Source organism: Streptomyces caelestis, from assembly GCF_001279005.1.
Lineage (GTDB): Bacteria > Actinomycetota > Actinomycetes > Streptomycetales > Streptomycetaceae > Streptomyces > Streptomyces heliomycini.
In genome coordinates, this window is the sequence record NZ_LGCN01000225.1 from 36,009 (window position 1) to 52,834 (window position 16,826).

Genomic DNA, 16,826 nt, shown 5'->3' on the forward strand with positions numbered 1-16,826 from the left:
GAGATTTTCCGGAGGAATTCCCATTTTCGCGTGTCGGTCCTCGGAGGAAGAGTCCTGATGTTCAAGGTGCCGAAAAGCAAGAAGTTCCTCTACCTCGGAGTCGTCTCCGAGCGTGCCGCGCAGAAGTACGGCGACACCCCGATCACGCTCGACCACGACATGGAGGCCTTCCCGGAGGTGGGCCAGAAGCTGACCGTCCGGGAGTTCGCCCAGCTCGTGGCCGACACCGCCAACCGGCTGTGGGCCGCGGGCGTGCGCCCCAGCGAGCACGTGGCCGTGTACAAGACGTCGAGCTTCGACATCACGGTGCTGGCCTGCGCGGTGGCCCGGATCGGCGCGGTGCCGGCGATGCTCTCCCCGCACCTGGACGGCGAGACGATCGGCAAGCTGCTGGAGCGGCTCGAGCGTCCCACCCTGCTCACCGACGAGGCGAAGCTGAGCGGTTCGCTGGCCGGCCTGCCGCTGCGCGAGCTGACCGAGCGGGTCCTCAGCGCGACGGGCCCCCACCCGGACGCCGTCGCGCTCGCGGACCTGGCGGGCGCGCCGGAGCGCAGGCCGGTGCTGCTCGACCCCGACCAGCCGGCCCTGATGACGCACACCTCCGGGACCACCGGCGTGCCCAAGCTGGTGGTGCACTCGGCCCGTTCGCTGGGCGCCCGCGGCAACTGGCAGGACAAGGTCGTCTCCTTCATCCGCAAGCGGGAGACGGTCGCCATGCACGTGTCGTACGTGCACTCGCGGATGTACCTGGGCCTGGCCGTGCTGCAGACGCGCGGCATGCCGATGGTCTTCATGGACGACGGCAGCCCGGCGCACGTCGCCGACATACTGGTCCGCCACCGCCCGGGCGTCCTGGAGACCCACCCCAACTCCTTCCTGGAGTGGGAGGAGATGCTCGAGGACCCGCGCCGGCCGATCTCCAACGTCAAGTACTTCAACAGCACCTTCGACGCGATCCACCCGAGCACGATGCACAAGTTCCTGCACGCCTCGGACCGCCGCAGCCCGGTGTTCCTCCAGGTGTACGGGCAGAGCGAGTGCGGTCCGCTGGCCGGCCGCACCTACCGGCGCCGCAACGCCCTGAAGGCCGACGGCCGCTGCCAGGGCTACCCCACGCCCGGCATGACCAAGTACCGGCTGGTGTCCCGGGGCGGCGCCCGGCCGACGAAGGAGAACCCCGGCTACATCGACGTCGCCACGGCCGGCCGCGCGCTGACGTACTACGGCGAGCAGGAGCGCTTCGACAAGCAGGTCATCGGCGAGTGGTGGCGGGGCGGGGACGTCGGCTACCGCACCAAGTGGGGCTGCCTGCACCTGCTCGACCGGGAGGTCGACGTCATCCCGGGCATCGACTCCACCCTGGAGATCGAGGACGCGGTGCTGCACAAGCTGGACGAGCTGACCGAGCTGGTCATCGTGCCCGGCCCGGACAAGCGGCCCGTACCGGTGGTGTGCACCCGCGGCGACAAGCCGCTCGACCCGGAGCGCTGGAAGGCCGCCGTCGCCGGCGGGCCCGCCCTGGGCACGCCCGTCCAGCGCCGGCTGTCCGACCTGCCGCGCACGGCCACCGCGAAGATCCGGCGGCTGGAGCTGGCCCGGCAGCTGGCCGAGACCCTCACGTCCGGAGAGACGGCCGACGAGCCGCAGAGCACTCCCCCGGTGGGGGCCGGAGCCGCCGCACGCTGAACCACCCGACCGGCAGAAGGGAGAGAGCGGATGGCAGCACAACGGACGCCCGAGCGGCCTGCGCAGGGCACGGGGTGGGGCCCGTTGCCCCCGGATCCGGGGTTCCTGGAGGTCTGGGCGAGGTCCGCTCCGATCCGCCTGGCCGGTTACGAGGAGGACCTCGCCGAACCCCACATCCTGCAGAGCGTCGACTGACCGGCCCCCTGACGGCCCGTCGGCTGCCGTGTCCGCCCTACGTGGGGCGGACACGGCAGCGGTGCGTCCGGCCCCGGGAATCAGCGGACCGTGAGGCCGTCCGGGGTGAGGTGGGGCAGCCGCTCCGTCTTTCGGCGGGCGAGCCGGGGCCGCTAGACTTGGGCCCGATACCAGACACATGTAGGGCCCCGCAGCTGCGGGGCCCTACATGGTTTTACCGGCAGACTACGGACGAGTGCGCCGACGCCGGTGGGCCGCCAGATCGGTGGGCGGCATCGCCGGGGCCTGGCGCTCCTCGGTTTTCCGCCTCAGCTCTCTCTGATGGGCGGCGAGGGCACGCTGGTAGCGCTCCTCGAAGTCGTGGACGTCGAGGTATTCGTCCGGGCTGAGCTGCCGGACTGCGTCGTCGGCTTCAGCAGGCGTGGGGAAGGCGGCAATCTGAGGGTGCAGCGAGTAGACGCCACCGTTGCTCTGGACCTTGGTGACCATGCGGGCGAACTGAAGGTGCTGGAGCGCGCCCCCCACCGCCGAGCGCTTCAAGCCGACTGCCTCGGCGATTTCCTTCTGCGTGATGACGATGCGGCCGCCCGGTTCCTGGACTCCCAACAGGAAGAACAGGACCCGGAGCGCGGGGCCGGGCACGCTGGGCATGAACGCGAACACGTTGGGCGAGAGCCACGTGTCCAGCACGGCCGCGTGCTCTTCAACCGGCTGAGCTGTCATCTTCCCTCCGTCTTCGGCCGCCGCGGTTCTCCGGGCAGTATGAGCTGTTTGAACTCGGCGGGGATCGCGGGATCCTCGTCGAAGCCCTCGATCAACTCCAGTTGGTCGACCTTCCTCGTCGCAGGCTTCCGGTGGGCGGGACGGCCCGGTTCGTGGACTTCGATGGTGCCACCCCGGAGCGACGCCTGCGGGTTGAGCTGGTAGACACCGCGGTTGACCATGTGCACCAGGCCCAGGGCGCACACCCGCCTCATCGCCCGGTTGACGTGCACGCGGTTCAGTTGCAGGCCGGCGGCGATCTCGCGCTGTGTCGCCCTGATGGTGCCGCCGGGTTCCTGTGTCCCCATCAGGTAGAGGAGGACCCGGAGGGCTGCGATGTCATCGTGGAAATAGGCAGCCATCCATTTGAGAACCTCCAGGCTGTCCATGCTGAAGCTGCCGCCGAGGAACCCCGTGCTCGTGGGGTTCCTCTCGACGATCGCCCTGTGCCCCTCGGGCAGTTTGACGACGTTGGCCGGCTTCGCCGTCGGCCGGCGAGAGCGACGGTAGTTGCTGGGGGCCGGTGCGTTTCGCTGCGACGGTGCAGGGACCCCATCAGGTGCCCGATGGCGTCGCGGGTCCTCGGAGGCTTGTGCTGACATGCGGTCATACACTCCTCATGATCGATACCAGACGAGGAGCACCCTACTATCGGGCGCCACTATATGTGGCACGCGTGCCATACATAGTGGCACTGAGTGCGTTGAAGGTAGCCCGTGAGGTACGTTCACGAACTTCCGATTGTCATGTCTGCATACCAACTCTCTCCGTGATTCATGGAGATGCTCTCGAGGCTCGCCGGAGGAGCGCGCAACTATATGTGGCACCAGGACCCCTGACGCAACCTCACGGGCTACACCAAAGGCCCTGTGTGTAGCCTCTGACGTACGTTACTCACGGGAAACAAGGGCCTTGACCTGCGATTTTTCGAGGCTCCTGTTCTTATAACGTGCGCGCGCGTGATACCTGATCCTCAGCTCCACCGCAAGTGCCGGCAGCAGCCCGCAGAGTCCAGTGACATCAGGGCCTTCGCCGGCCTCTGGACCCTGCCGCCTGTGACGCTCGCCGACGCGAAGCCGTCTATGGGACCTGCCCTCTGACCCCCTGTTGGGCCTGAGCCACGGAAAGTCAGCCACGGCGGAGGGGAAGCCGAACGACCAGGCGCGCGTATGTCTCCAGCAACCATGCCCCAGGAGCAACCACGCCTCCCTTCAATCTGCACCCCGATGCGCCCGCAGAAAGCCAGGAAGGCTCACATGTGACGAGCTCGTGGTGGACAGGCTGCGGACTAGCCAAACCGCAAAGAGTTCTTCGCAAAGAACTCTTTGCGGTTTATCGTGTGCCGTATGACTGATGCAGTGGAGAGGCCGGGCGGCCCGAACGGTGAAGAGGACTCGGTTGTCCTGGATACCAAAGGGCTGCGTGCCCTGGCGCATCCGGTGCGCGTGCAGTTGGTCGGGCTGCTGCGGAAGTACGGCCCGTCGACGGCCACCCGCCTCGCGGAGCGGCGAGCGGCTCGGTGTGAATTCCGGTACGGCCAGCTATCACCTCCGGCAGCTCGGTGCGGCGGGTTTCGTCGAGGAGGACACCGAGCGCGGCAACGCGCGGGAGCGCTGGTGGCGTTCGATACATCAGATGACGGAGCTCAACGATCGGGAGCTGGCCGACCGGGAGCCCGAGGCCGCGCTGACGTATCTGCAGTCCGTCGCCGCCACCTACACCCTGCGCACCCAGCAGACGCTGAACGAGCTGCAGACGATGCCCCGCGCGTGGCACAGCACCTTTGACATGAGCGACTGGGCCCTGCGGCTCACACCAGAAGAAGCCGTCGCCCTGCGGCAGGAACTGCGGGCCGTCATCGCCCGCTACCGAAAAGACACGCCCGAGGCGGCGGCGAGTGCCCCGAAGGGGTCCGAGCGGGTCGGTGTCATCACGCACATCCTGCCTGAGCTGGATACACCTGCCCCGCCGGAGGGGCACACCGGTCCTGAGACAGCGACGGGAACGGAGGCGCCATGACGGAGGACGCCCCGGGCGTTGACGAAATATCCGGCAGGCGGTCCTTACGGCCGCTGGGCGGGGTGCTGGCGGCCATGGCCGTGTCGCTGACCGGCACGCGGATCTCCGTCGTGGCGCTGCCCTGGTTCGTCCTCGTCACTACCGGCAGCGCCACTCAGACCGGACTGGTCGCCTTCTGCGAGATGGCTCCCTACGTGCTGGTCAAGGCGCTCACCGGACCGCTGGTGGACCGGATCGGCCCGCGGGCCGTCTCCTGGACCACCGATCTGGCCAGCGCGACCGCCGCCGCCGCAGTGCCCCTGCTGCACGCCCTGCACCTGCTCTCCTTTCCGCTCCTGCTGGCCCTGGTCGCCCTGATCGGCGCGGCCCGCGGCCCCGGCGACCTGGCCAAGGAGGTGATGGTCCCGGAGGCGGCCGAGCGTGGCCGGGTGCCGCTGGAACGGGCCACCGGTCTGGCCGGCGTGATCGAGCGGCTGGCCTCCACCGTCGGCCTGGCGGTCGGCGGATCCCTGGTGGCGCTACTCGGTCCCCTGACCGCCCTCGCCGCCAACGCGGCCTGCTTCGCCCTCGGATCGGTGATCGTCAAACTCGCGCTGCCTCGCGGCACGGGGCACGCGGTCGAGGAAGCCCCCTCGCCCGCCGGGGGAACCGGACCGGGCTACTGGCAGCGGTTCGGCGAAGGCTTCACCTTCCTGCGCGGCGATCCGCTCCTGCTCACCGTCATCGTCATGGTCGGCATCACCAACCTGCTGGACGCGGCGATCACCTCGGTGCTCGTACCCGTCTGGGCCAGGGAGTCCGGCAACGGACCGGCCACGATCGGTTTAATGGGCAGCGTCATGGGGGCCGCGGCGGTCGGCGGGAGCCTGATCGCCGCAGTGGTCGCACACCGACTGCGGCGCCGGCTGGTGTTCTTCACGGGGTTCCTCCTGGCCGGGGCACCGAGGTTCCTGATCCTCGCCTTCGACGCCCCGACGGAGGCGGTACTGGCCGTCTTCGCCCTCAGCGGGTTCGGCGCCGGCTTCGTCAACCCGGTGCTGGGAGCCGTCCTCGTCGAACGGACACCACGTCGGATGCTGGGCCGGGTCAACGCCCTCGGCGACTCGCTGGCCTGGGCCGGCATCCCTCTCGGCGGGCTGCTCGCCGGGGCGGCGGTGACCGCCGCCGGACTCGTGCCGGTACTGCTCGCCTGCGGCGCCGCGTACCTCCTCACCACGAATCTGGCCGGCCTGCGGCCGGAGTGGCGCGAGATGGACCGTACACGTGGGCGGAGCGCCACGAAGCCGCGCTCCGAGGAAGACGCCTCACAAGACAGTGCGAATACAGCAGCATGACGTCCACGGGAGGAAGGCGGACCATCTGGTTTCCTCCCCCGCCCGCTTCCCCTCCTGACCTCGCCCACGCTCAGATGACTGCTGGTCGGCGGCGTCCGTCGTATGCCCCCCGGAGGCTGGTGTCCCATCGGATTTTTCGATACGACTTGGAAACCAGCATGCGGGTTTGTTCTTCTGGTGGTGGAGGAAATGAACCGCCGTGAAAGGGCTGACATGTCGAGTGACCGCATCCGCGTGGCCGTGATCCTGTCGAGTGTGCGCAAGGGCCGGTTCGGGCCCACGATCGCGAACTGGTTCGTCGGCACCGCCGACGGACGCGACGACATCGAGGTCGACCTGGTCGACCTGGCGGACTTCCCGCTGCCGACCGCCCTGACCGACGAGCCGTCGCCCGAGGTCGCCGAACTGCTCGCGGCGTTCTCCGCCCGGCTGTCGGCGGCGGACGGCTTCGTCGTGGTGACGCCGGAGTACAACCACAGCTTCCCCGCCGCGCTGAAGGCCGCCGCGGACTGGACCCAGTACGAGTGGCACGCCAAGCCCGTCGGCTTCGTCGGCTACGGCGGCCTCGCCGGCGGCCTGCGCGCCGTCCAGCAGCTGCGGCACATCTTCAACGAGCTGCACGCCGTCCCGGTCCGCGACGCCATCAGCTTCCACGGCCCCTGGGCGCAGTTCGACGCCGAGGGCAACCTGACCGACCCCACGAACGCCGAGGCGGCCGCCAAGGTCCTCTGGGACAAGCTGAGCTGGTGGGCGCTGGCCACCAAGGAGGCCAAGACCCGCCGCCCGTACGACAACTGACCTGAACCGACTTACGCGGGACAACCCCGCACCCCACCGGCCGCACCCACCACCCCCGGGCGGCGGCCGGGCCACGACCTGCACCGGCCGACCCCGCGCCGCGCCCACCCGGCGCCGGCGGGGCGGCACCGCACCACCCCCAGGACCGCGGACCCGCGTCCACCCCCGACGCGGCTCCGCGAGGAAGACCCTGCCGAGGCACACCGGTTTCCTCCATGTCCGGCTCGGCAGGGTCTGGACCGTGTGTGCCGGCGCACCGAACGAGGGTGCGTGCGCCGGCACACCGGAACAGCGGGGCCCGGCACGCCGGGGCGGTTCGTGCCGGGCCCCTGTCCCGTTTCCGCCGCAGTACCGAACGCTCGGACCCCCGGTCGGCGACTCGTCGGAAGACGCTGCCGGTTCGTGGCCGGTCAGGCCTCGCAGCGCCGGACGGACACGGCCCTCCGCAGCCGGGACCGCGTTCGCGCGGACACCGGTCCCACCGGCTCTCCACGGGCCGGGGGCCCAGGAACACCGCGACGGGAGCCGGCGCCAGGGATCCGTCGGCGCCGGTGAACGGCCGACGGGCCACCGGCGGCGGGGACGCGGAGCGCACCCCGTCCAGCCCTTGCGGACCACACCTTCCAGCGGGAAGACCTCGCCGAGCGGCAGGCATCAGCAGGGCTCCTCTCTGCGAGTCCCCTCTGACCTGCCGTCATCCCTTCCCGCCTCCCGGGGAACCTCACTGGTCCCCCGCTCCAGGAATGTCCGGGGGCAGACACCCCCCCGTCCGGAGCCGTCACCGCGGGCGCACTGATCCACGATGCTCCGCCGCGTGGACCTCCTCGGCGGAGCCCGAGTGTCGGTGAACGATCGTCTGCCGGCGCTCGGCACCGTGATCACGAACCCACGGATGGGCGGTGTCAGCGCCTTGGGCCGGGAATCAACGTCGGTGAACGGTCCCGTCGATGGATTCCGACACCTGCTCATCGGCTCCCCCGGCGGAGGCGATCGCCGAGGTCACCGGTCTGCTTGTGCCTGGAGACACTCGGCACCGACCTCGTCGGCGGCGGTCGAGTCGAGCTCGACCGGCTGTCTCCCTCCCCCGCGCACGAAACCGGGCTGCCCGGCCGCCCAACTCTGAAGCGATTATTGCGAAGTTTTCGCTTCACATCTACGGTGAGCGCATGCGACCGAAGCACGAGCCCGAGCAGATCACCGACCTCTCACGGTTGAGGGCGTTCATGAACCCGCTGCGGATGCGGCTCTACCGGCTGCTGTACGCCGCGGGCACCGCGACCGCCTCCCAGCTCGCCGAGCACGTCGACGAGACGCCCTCGCTGGTCAGCTACCACTTGCGCAAGCTGGCCGAGCACGGCTTCGTGAGCCAGGCGAGCGGCCGGGGCACCGACGGCCGCGAGCGGTGGTGGCAGGTGACGTCCGAAGAGGGCTGGGGCTTCCGCGAGTCGGACTTCGCGGACACGCCCGAGGGCGCCGCCGCCGTCGGCGCGGTGTCCCGGGGGATCTTCGACACCCGCGTCGCCCAGTACCGCACGTATCTCGACCAGAGGTCCGCCTGGGGGAAGGCGTGGACCGACGCGGCCTTCAGCTCCGAATGGCTGCTCGACCTCACTCCGGACGAACTCGCCGAGATGAGCCGCGAGTTCGAGGCGCTGGCCCGGCGTTGGCGGGAGCGCGGCAGTGCCGCCAAGGCGGCCGACGACACCCAGGACCGCGAGCACGTGTCCGTGCACCTCTACGGCTTTCCCTTCCGGCCCTGACCCGGCCGACTCCCCGACGTACTGGAGCCCACCTTGGCCGCCCCGGAGACAGTCCTGCCCGAACACGCCGCCGCACCGGCCCACCGCGACGGCAACGTCCTGCGCTGGCTCACCGCCTACACCGTCTCCCTCATCGGCGACAGCGTGTACTTCGTCGCCCTGGCCTGGTCCGCGCAGAAGGCCGCCGGTCCCACCGAGGTCGGCCTCGTCATGGCCGCCGGGGCGGTACCGCGGGCGTTGCTCATGCTCGGTGGGGGCGTGGTGGCCGACCGGTTCGACCCCCGCCGGGTGATCCTCGGCAGTGACACGCTGCGCTGCCTCCTCATCCTGGCCGTGGCCGCCGGTGTCGCGCTGACGGCTCCGGCCCTGTGGATCCTGGTCGCGGTGGCGCTCGTCTTCGGCGCCGTCGACGCACTGTTCGTACCCGCCGTCGGTGCTCTCCCGCCCCGGATCACCACCCCCGACCAGCTGGCCCGGGTCACCGGCATGCGCTCGCTGTCGATGCGCCTCAGCCAGATCGCGGGCCCGCCGATCGGCGGCCTGGCCATGGGACTGGGCGGACCCGCGGCCGCCTTCACCGTCGCCGGACTGCTCATCGCCCTCTCCCTGCCGCTCCTGCTGACGACACGGATACGGCCCCTCGGGACGTCCGACGCGAAGCGGCCGGAGCCCGGCACCGTGCGGCGGGACCTGCTCGACGGCCTGCGCTACATCCGCCGCCACCGCCTCATCGGCCCGCTCGTCGCCGTCGGCGCCGTCTGCGAACTCGGCCTCGTCAGCACTCTCAACGTCGGCTTGGTGCTCCTCAACGCCGAACGCGGCTGGGGCCCTTCCGGCTACGGCTGGATCATCGGCGGCTTCGGCGCTGGAGCCGCGGCCGGCGCCGCGCTGCTCGCGGTCGCCGGCCGGCTGCCGCGGGCCGGCCTGGTGATGGCCGGGACGCTGCTCGTGGCCTGCGTGGGCGCGGCCTCGATCGCGCTGGCGCCCACCCTGTGGCTCGCCGTGCTGCTGGCCGTGGTCGTCGGACTGTGCGCGGGTGTCTTCGGCAGCCTGGACAGCACCCTCATCCAGACCGCGGCGGACCCGGCCTATCTGGGCCGGGTCACCTCCGTCGTCATGCTCACCATGGTCGGTCTCGCCCCCCTCGGCTATCCGCTGGTCGGCGCCGCCATCGGAGCCTGGGGCGCCGCCCCGGTGTTCGCCGCCTGCGGCGGCTTCGCCGGCCTGGGCGTGGCCGTCGCCCTGGCCTCCGACGCGGTGCGGCACGCCGAACTTCCGCGGCGGCGGCCGGGCGTGACGATCTGAGCGCCCGCCCGTGCCCCAAGGGCCGGCCCGAGGCGGCGCCTTCGGCCGATCGCCGTACGTCTTCGGCTCCGAGTCGGTGCGGGGTGACGGGGGCGCCCGTCGCGAGGAGTACCCGGGTTTCCGGTCGGGTGATGGTCGGCCGGATTCCAAGGAGGCGAGGGTGACTGCGTTGGCCCCGGGCCCTGGTCACAGGGGCGGGTAGTCGGTGTAGCCGCGGTGGTCGCCGCCGTAGAACGTGTTCACGTCGGGCTGGTTCAGGGGTGCCTGGGTCCGCCAGCGCTGCACGAGGTCGGGGTTCGCGATGAAGGCGCGGCCGACGGCGACGAGGTCGGCCTGGTCGCCGTCGAGCAGTGACTGGGCGATGGCGGCGTCGGTGACCGGGTCCCAGCCGTTGCTGATGATGCGAGGGCCGGCGAAGCGGTGGGAGAGATCCTCGATGAGGGGCGTGGTGGGGTCTCCGATGGTGTGCAGGTAGGCCAGGCCCATGGCGGAGAGGGCGTCCACGAGCGTGCGGTAGGTGGCGGCGGTGTCGTCCGCGTCGTCCTCGATGGCGCCGTGGAGGTTGATGGCGGGTGAGATGCGGATGCCGACGCGTTCGCCGCCGATTGCGTCGGAGACGGCCTGGGCGACCTCGATGACGAAGCGGGCGCGTGCCTTCGGGGTGCCGCCGTAGGAGTCGGTGCGCCGGTTGGTGTGGGGGGCGAGGAACTGGTGGAGCAGGTAGCCGTTGGCGGCGTGGAGCTCGATGCCGTCGAGTCCGGCGTCGACGGCGGCCCGTGCGGCGTGGGCGTATTCGTCGATGACGAGGGGGATTTCGTCGGTGTCCAGTGCGCGGGGGACGGGGTGGGGCTGGGGGCCGGTGGCGGTGAACATCTCGCCGGGGGCGGCGATGGCGCTGGGGGCGACGGTTTCGGCGTGGTGCTTGTTGTCGGGATGTGAGACGCGTCCGGCGTGCATGATCTGCGCGACGATGCGCCCGCCGTGCTGGTGGACAGCGTCGGCGACGGTGCGCCAGGCGGCGATCTGGGCGGGGGTGTGCAGGCCGGGTGAGTTCATGTACCCCTGGCCCACGGTGCTGGGCTGCACGCCTTCGGTGATGATCAGCCCGGCGGTGGCTCGCTGGCCGTAGTAGGTGGCCATGAGGTCGGTCGGTACGCCGTCGGGGGTGGCGCGGTTGCGGGTCATGGGTGCCATGACGATGCGGTTGTTCAGGGTCCACTTGCCGACGGTCACCGGCTCGAAGAGGTCTGCCATGGGGGGGCTCCTGAAGGGAATGAGGCTGGGCGCGTCGTGACGAGGGCCGGCCGGGGTGCGGTGCGGTGGGTTCTCAGATGCGCCGGACGGCGACAACGGTGTCGGTCACGGTTGCTTTCCGGCCGTCCGGGCCGGTCGCCTCGCGCTCGGGGGATGCCAGGCGGGCGGCAGTGAACCGATCGGGGTCGAGGGCGAGTTCGTCGAAGATCTCCTGTGGGCGGGGGAAGCGGGTGTCGGGGTCGGTGTTCCAGGCCCAGGGGCGCACCGAGCCGTGGTCGACGACGAGGAGGAGCCCGCCGGGGGTGAGGGCGTGGGCGGCCTGGCGCAAGATGTCGGCGCGGGGGAGGTCGTAGGGGGTCTGGAGGTACTGGGCGGACACGAGGTCGAACGTCCCGGTGGGGAAGGTCGCGGCGAGGTCGTGCTGCTGAGTGGACACGCGGGCGGTGACGCCTGCGCGGGCTGCGTGCTGTGTGAGGCGCTGCAGTGCGGTGGGGGCGATGTCGACGGCGGTGACGTGCCAGCCGTGGGTCGCGAGCCAGACGGTGTCGCCGCCTTCGCCGCAGCCCAGGTCCAGGGCCCGTCCGGGCGGGGTGAACTGTGCGGCGGTTTCGGCGAGCACCGGGTTGGGGTCGCCCTTCCACACGGCGTCCTTGCCGCGGTAGAGGTTCTCCCAGAACCGTGCCGCCTCGGCAGGGGCCTGAGCTCCTCGGGTGGAGTCGTTCATCGGGGTGGCGCCTTTCCGGTCAGTGGGTGGGGGCGAGGGCGGTGGGCTGTGCTTCTGTGGGGGTTTTGGATGTTTTCACCAGAAGGGTCAAGGCGAGGGCGGCTGCGGCCAGGAGGGCGCCGGCGACGATGAACGCGATGCGGTAGCCGTGCAGGAAGCCCTGAAGCCGCAGGGCGCGGGATGCTTCGCCGCCGGCCGGGGTGCGGGGGGTGAGGTAGCCGGTGACGGCAGCAAGGTAGAGGGTGTTGAGGAGTGCCGGGCCGAGGGCCGCGCCGATCTGCTGGCTGGTGGTGAGTGCGGCGCCGGCCACTCCGGCGTCGCGCGGATCGACGCCGGACAGCGCGACGTCGGGGCCTGCCAGGAAGAACAGGCCCACGCCCGCACTCACGAGGATCTGGGTCGGCAGGACCTCCCCGGTGTAGCCGGAGGCACTGTCCAGGCGGGTGAGCCAGAGCAGTCCTGCGGTGGCCAGGGCGGTGCCGGCGACCATCAGGGGCTTGGGGCCGAAGCGGATGACCAGGGGCGCACCGAGTGTGGTGGTGGCGATGATCCCGGCGCTGAAGGGCAGGAAGGCGATGCCGGCCTGCAGCGGGGTGCAGTGCAGGTTGACCTGGAGGAAGTACGTCATGAAGAGGTTCATGCCGAACATGCCGGCGCCGATGAGGAGGTTGGCCAGGAACACTCCGGCCCGGTTGCGTTCCATGACTACCCGCAGCGGCAGCAGGGGGTGGGCGGTGCGGCGTTCCACGAGCACGAACGCGGTCAGCAGCAGGACGGCGGCCGCCAGGAGGATCACGGTGACGGGAGCCGTCCAGCCTCCGCCGTCGGCGGCCTGGGTGAAGCCGTAGACGAGGGCGACCAGCCCACCGGTCACCAGCAAAGTGCCGGGAAGGTCGTAGCGCCGGTCGCCCGCGGCGCGGCTCTCCCGGACGAAGCGGCAGGCGGCGAGAGCGACGGTCAGGGCGATGGGGACGTTGATGTACATGCACCAGCGCCAGCCCGCGTACTCGGTGAGGACGCCGCCCAGGAGAAGTCCGACGGCTCCTCCGCCGCCCTGGAACGCGCCGAAGATCCCGAATGCCTTGGCGCGTTCTCTCGGGTCGGTGAAGGCAACGGTGATGAGGGAGAGCGCCGCGGGCGCCAGGAGTGCGGCGAAGACGCCTTGCAGGGCGCGTGCGGTGAACAGGGTGCCCGGGTCGGGTGCCAGACCGCCGAGCATGGAGGCTGCCGCGAAGCCCAGCAGCCCGATGGTGAGGATGCGTTTGCGTCCGGCGAAGTCGGCGATGCGCCCGCCGAGGAGCAGCAGTCCTCCAAAGGCGAGTGCGTAGGCGGTGATCATCCACTGGCGGTTCGCGTCGCCCATCGCGAGGTCCCTCTGCGCCTGCGGCAGCGCGATGTTCACGATGGACACATCGAGCACGACCATGAGGGTGGCGACCGACGCCACGATCAGCGTCGTCCACCGGCGCGGATCCGGCGCATCCGCATCCGGGACCTTCCCGGCGGTGCGAGCGGGAGTGGGCATCGGCAGCTCTCCTGAGCGATAAGGGGCGGGATTGCCTCAGTGGGCAACGAGGTGCATGGCTCACGTCGCCAGGAGAGTGCGTCCAGGCCCCGAAAAGTTGCAATCCTTCATGCCGTTTCAGCAAGATGCGGCGCATGGATGAATTCGAGAACGTGCTGGCCGGCGTCGGACCCCGGCTGCGGGACCTGCGCCGCCGGCACGCCCTCACGCTGGCCGCGCTGGCCGAACTCACCGGGATCTCGGAGAGCACGCTCTCCCGCCTGGAGGGCGGAGGCCGCAAACCCAACCTGGAACTCCTCCTGCCCCTGGCCCGGGCCTACAACGTCCCGCTCGACGAGCTCGTCGGCGCTCCGGAGACGGGCGATCCCCGCCTCCATCTGCGCCCCGTCACGCGCGACGGCATGACGTACGTGCCGCTGACCCGCAGGCCGGGCGGCCTGCACGCGCACAAACTCGTCATCAGCCCCACCGCCGGCGAGCCCGAGCTCCGGACGCACGAGGGCTATGAATGGATCTACGTCCTCAACGGCAGGTTCCGCCTTCACCTGGGCGACCGCATCCTGGTCATGGCGCCGGGGGAAGTCGCGGAATTCGACACCCACGTCCCGCACTGGTTGGGCCCCGACAACGACCAGCCGGTGGAGCTGCTGGTCATCTTCGGCAAACAGGGCGAACGCGCCCACCTGCGCGCCCGCCCCACCTCCTGACGCCCTCACGCCCGGGCGCACGCCCTCCCGTCACCGGCCGGATTCCTCGTCAGCGATGCCGCTCCTCTTGCCGAACCGGCAAGGGAGAGCCGACCGCCGGTCGTCACCGACGGCATGCCGCACACCGCCCTCCGCCGCCGTGCGAACGGCGAGACACCCGAGGAGACCCGGCCAGACCTGCTCATCCCCACCGGCCGCCACAAGAGGCACAGTCACAGCCTCCCCACCGGTCGCCGGGCGCTGACCGAGTACGGGAAGGCCCGGGCGTACCCGGAGCCCGTCGAGACGGCGCACGCAGACTTCGCCGCCCCCAGCAGCGCGACACACCCCCACGGAGTCACTCAGCGCTCCATGTCTGTTCGTCGTAGCCACACGAGAACAGGGCCTGCAGGGCACGGTGGGCCTCTGGTCGGAGTTCCCCCTGTCCGGCGTACGCAGGGTCGACAGCAAGCCGGAGGCGGTCGGTGAGGGCCGGGACCGTGGCCTGCGGACGACGGCGCGTACGCCCCGGGGCCGAGGTCGCGGTCCACGGGGTCCGTCCCCCGTGCGAGCTACGTGGAAGTGTCCTCCGCAGGGGGACGAGCGCGAGCCGCCGCATCCGTAGCTTGGGTCCGATACACCCTCACACACATTCATGATCACGACAGCCGCGCCCATACCGGCGCACCGCCCCATGAGCCACCGGTCCACCAGCCACCGGCCGGCACGGACATCGGAACCACCGCTGTGGTGACCGTGCGACAGCGTTCCGGCCGTGGGTGATCGCGTCTCCGGTATGCGCGCCGCTCAGAAGGAGGAAGAGCAGTGCGCAGCAACCTGTGTCAAGCGATCCTGACGAGAAGGAGATCTTCGGGAGGTGTGTCCCTCCTGGTGCTGATTCTCTCGGTGGCGCTGGTACTCGCCGGGTCCGCGCTGCCCGGTGTCACTCAGGAAGCCGCCGCGGCGGAGTCCGGAGGGTGCTCGGCCCATGCCACGTCCTTCGCCACCACGCCGGTGGGGGAGGGTGTCGCCGCCCTGCGGCTCGGTTGCGCCCGGGACGCCGGCGGCCTTCGCCCGTTGGCGAGTGGTGACGACGACCTGGTGGCGGCTCTTGACTTCAATCCCGGGGCCCAGCCGGATCTGCTGCACCAGCAGATGCGGGACATGGTCGGCGCCATCCGCGGGGACCAGGCCGACGGGATGTCGCTCAGCAGAGCCCTCACGCTGAACGCCGACAGGAACAGCGTGGGTTACTACCAGGAGCAGGAGGACGGCGTCAGTTACGACGGCAGCGTCCATGCCGTCGGTGACAGCCTGGTGATCGTGGTGCCGGCCGGCGACGTCAGCGCTGCGGGCTTCTGGGACGGCTTCTGGAAGAAGTTCGTCACGGGCCTGCTCTCCACCGCCACCGCTGTCGCGGCCACCGCACTGTGCCTGGCCGCCTTCGCTCCGGGCGCTGCTGCCGCCGCACCGGTCTGCGGCGCCGTGGCGGGAGCCCTGTCGGGGGGCGTCAGCGAGTTGTTGAGTGCCGCCCTGGACGGCAAGCCGATCGACGGGGAGGCATGGGGCGCCGCCCTGGGCACCGCCATGTGGTCGGCGCTCGCCGGCGGCTTCCTCGGTGCGTTCGTGTCGTTCGCGTCGGAGAGTGCCGCCTCCCTGATCGCCAACGCGCAAAGGACGTTGCGTGGTTGGGCGGTGAAGCTCGGGAACTGGGCGAACCCGCTCGGCTATGTGGCCGACGTCCTCAACGGCAACGCCGTCAACCGTCTGCTCGAGACCATCCAGCGGCTGAACCGCGGGGTGGGCGCCTCCGACGCACACCTGCGCATCATGCCGCTGGGTGACTCGATCACGTACGGCACGGGCAGTTCGAGCGGAGCCGGGTACCGGTCGACGCTGTACGTCCACCTGAACCAGCAGGACAGGAAGGTGGAGTACGTCGGCTCGCAGCGCTCGGGACCGGCCCTTTCACCCGTCGCCAACGAGGGCCACCCCGGCTGGCTGATCAAGGACATCGCCGGCATCGCGGACTCCGTCCTGACGACGTACCGGCCCAACGTGGTGCTGTTGCACATCGGCACCAACGACATGAGCAACAACGTCGATCCGGGGGGCGCGCCGGCCAGACTCGGCAGCCTGATCGACCAGATCCTGCGGTACGACCCCGGGGTCACCCTGCTGGTCTCGACCATCGTGCCGTCCTCGTTCCCGGGGACCGCGGAACGGATCGCCACGTACAACGCGGCGATCCCGGGTGTCGTGGAGGCCCGGCGGGCGGCCGGCAAGAACGTCTGGCTGGTCGACATGGACGCGGTCACCACCGCCGATCTGGCCGACGGCCTGCACCCCAACGACCGCGGCTACCAGAAGATGGCGGGAGCGTTCTACGACGGACTCGTGAGCGCGGGCCAGGCCGGCCGGATCGAGGCGCCCGACGACGGTGGCGCCCCGGGTGGAGGCCCCGTCAAGGGCTGGATCCCGCAGGAGACCATCGCGTCCGGAACGTTCAGCGGAGGCACCAGTACCGTGGTGTACGCCGACCTCGACGGCGACGGCAGAGCCGACTACCTGAAGGTCAACGCCGACAGCTCCGTGCAGGCGTGGATCAACGGCGGACCCAACCCCAAGGAGCCGGTCGGCAGCGACTGGCTGTGGTACCCGCAGCAGACCGTCGCCGGCGGCGTCGGCGCGGCGGGCAGCACCATCCGCTTCGCCGACCTCAACGGCGACGGCAGAGCCGACTACCTGAAGGTCAACGCCGACAGCTCGGTCCAGGCG

13 protein-coding genes and 2 pseudogenes are annotated in these 16,826 nt (G+C 70.6%); 10 read left to right on the forward strand and 5 right to left on the reverse strand.

The features are described from left to right. Nucleotides 1–57 precede the first annotated feature (57 nt). Together ADK41_RS28335 and ADK41_RS42255 are read left to right on the forward strand one after the other, a co-directional pair. Nucleotides 58–1,686 carry a class I adenylate-forming enzyme family protein gene (locus ADK41_RS28335; RefSeq protein WP_051843581.1) on the forward strand — a complete coding sequence of 543 codons (1,629 nt, stop codon included), beginning with the start codon at nucleotides 58–60 and terminating at the stop codon, nucleotides 1,684–1,686. A gap of 30 nt (nucleotides 1,687–1,716) precedes the next feature. Further along, entirely contained in the window at nucleotides 1,717–1,881 is a 165-nt protein-coding gene (locus tag ADK41_RS42255; protein ID WP_167353489.1) for a hypothetical protein, read from the forward strand. A gap of 225 nt (nucleotides 1,882–2,106) precedes the next feature. On the opposite strand, the gene ADK41_RS28340 is transcribed toward ADK41_RS42255, so the two are convergent. Both ADK41_RS28340 and ADK41_RS28345 read right to left on the reverse strand, forming a co-directional pair. Beyond that, complete coding sequence (locus ADK41_RS28340) at nucleotides 2,107–2,604, reverse strand: MarR family transcriptional regulator (RefSeq protein WP_030835495.1); 498 nt, start codon at nucleotides 2,602–2,604, stop codon at nucleotides 2,107–2,109. After that, nucleotides 2,601–3,245, reverse strand: a complete 645-nt coding sequence (locus ADK41_RS28345) for a helix-turn-helix domain-containing protein (RefSeq protein WP_030835492.1) — start codon at nucleotides 3,243–3,245, stop codon at nucleotides 2,601–2,603. Before ADK41_RS28345 ends, ADK41_RS28340 begins: the two co-directional genes overlap by 4 nt. A 744-nt stretch (nucleotides 3,246–3,989) precedes the next feature. Here ADK41_RS28345 and ADK41_RS28350 point away from each other — a divergent pair. The 5 genes and pseudogenes from ADK41_RS28350 to ADK41_RS28370 all read left to right on the forward strand — a co-directional run bounded on the left by ADK41_RS28350 (nucleotide 3,990) and on the right by ADK41_RS28370 (nucleotide 9,859). Beyond that, nucleotides 3,990–4,662: pseudogene (locus ADK41_RS28350) on the forward strand (helix-turn-helix domain-containing protein). Continuing rightward, complete coding sequence (locus ADK41_RS28355) at nucleotides 4,659–5,996, forward strand: MFS transporter (RefSeq protein WP_030835486.1); 1,338 nt, start codon at nucleotides 4,659–4,661, stop codon at nucleotides 5,994–5,996. The pseudogene ADK41_RS28350 and the gene ADK41_RS28355 overlap by 4 nt, the downstream one beginning before the upstream one ends. A gap of 213 nt (nucleotides 5,997–6,209) precedes the next feature. Then, entirely contained in the window at nucleotides 6,210–6,794 is a 585-nt protein-coding gene (locus ADK41_RS28360) for an NADPH-dependent FMN reductase (protein ID WP_030835483.1), read from the forward strand. Between the two features lie 1,166 nt (nucleotides 6,795–7,960). After that, the gene (locus ADK41_RS28365; protein WP_030835480.1) at nucleotides 7,961–8,554 is read left to right on the forward strand and encodes an ArsR/SmtB family transcription factor; all 594 of its coding nucleotides are present in this window, start codon (nucleotides 7,961–7,963) and stop codon (nucleotides 8,552–8,554) included. A 33-nt stretch (nucleotides 8,555–8,587) separates the two neighbouring features. After that, nucleotides 8,588–9,859 (forward strand): MFS transporter, encoded by a 1,272-nt coding sequence (locus ADK41_RS28370; protein WP_030835477.1) that lies wholly within the window; start codon nucleotides 8,588–8,590, stop codon nucleotides 9,857–9,859. A 186-nt stretch (nucleotides 9,860–10,045) separates the two neighbouring features. Here ADK41_RS28370 and ADK41_RS28375 read toward each other — a convergent pair whose 3' ends face one another. The 3 genes from ADK41_RS28375 to ADK41_RS28385 form a co-directional block, all read right to left on the reverse strand. After that, on the reverse strand, nucleotides 10,046–11,113 hold the full coding sequence (locus ADK41_RS28375; RefSeq protein ID WP_030835474.1) for an alkene reductase: 1,068 nt from the start codon (nucleotides 11,111–11,113) through the stop codon (nucleotides 10,046–10,048). Between the two features lie 73 nt (nucleotides 11,114–11,186). Next, entirely contained in the window at nucleotides 11,187–11,837 is a 651-nt protein-coding gene (locus ADK41_RS28380) for a class I SAM-dependent methyltransferase (RefSeq protein WP_030835471.1), read from the reverse strand. Between the two features lie 19 nt (nucleotides 11,838–11,856). Next, nucleotides 11,857–13,362: an MFS transporter gene (locus tag ADK41_RS28385; RefSeq protein ID WP_037805239.1), complete on the reverse strand. Its 1,506-nt coding sequence runs from the start codon at nucleotides 13,360–13,362 to the stop codon at nucleotides 11,857–11,859. Between the two features lie 134 nt (nucleotides 13,363–13,496). Here ADK41_RS28385 and ADK41_RS28390 point away from each other — a divergent pair, with 134 nt between their 5' ends. The 3 genes and pseudogenes from ADK41_RS28390 to ADK41_RS28395 form a co-directional block, all read left to right on the forward strand. Then, on the forward strand, nucleotides 13,497–14,069 hold the full coding sequence (locus tag ADK41_RS28390; RefSeq protein WP_199821770.1) for a helix-turn-helix domain-containing protein: 573 nt from the start codon (nucleotides 13,497–13,499) through the stop codon (nucleotides 14,067–14,069). 385 nt (nucleotides 14,070–14,454) lie between these two features. Beyond that, nucleotides 14,455–14,583, forward strand: a pseudogene (locus tag ADK41_RS44350) (endonuclease/exonuclease/phosphatase family protein); the annotation flags it as partial. 344 nt (nucleotides 14,584–14,927) lie between these two features. After that, nucleotides 14,928–16,826, forward strand: a 1,899-nt coding sequence (locus ADK41_RS28395; RefSeq protein WP_209438654.1) for a GDSL-type esterase/lipase family protein, incomplete at its 3' end; no start/stop codon positions are given.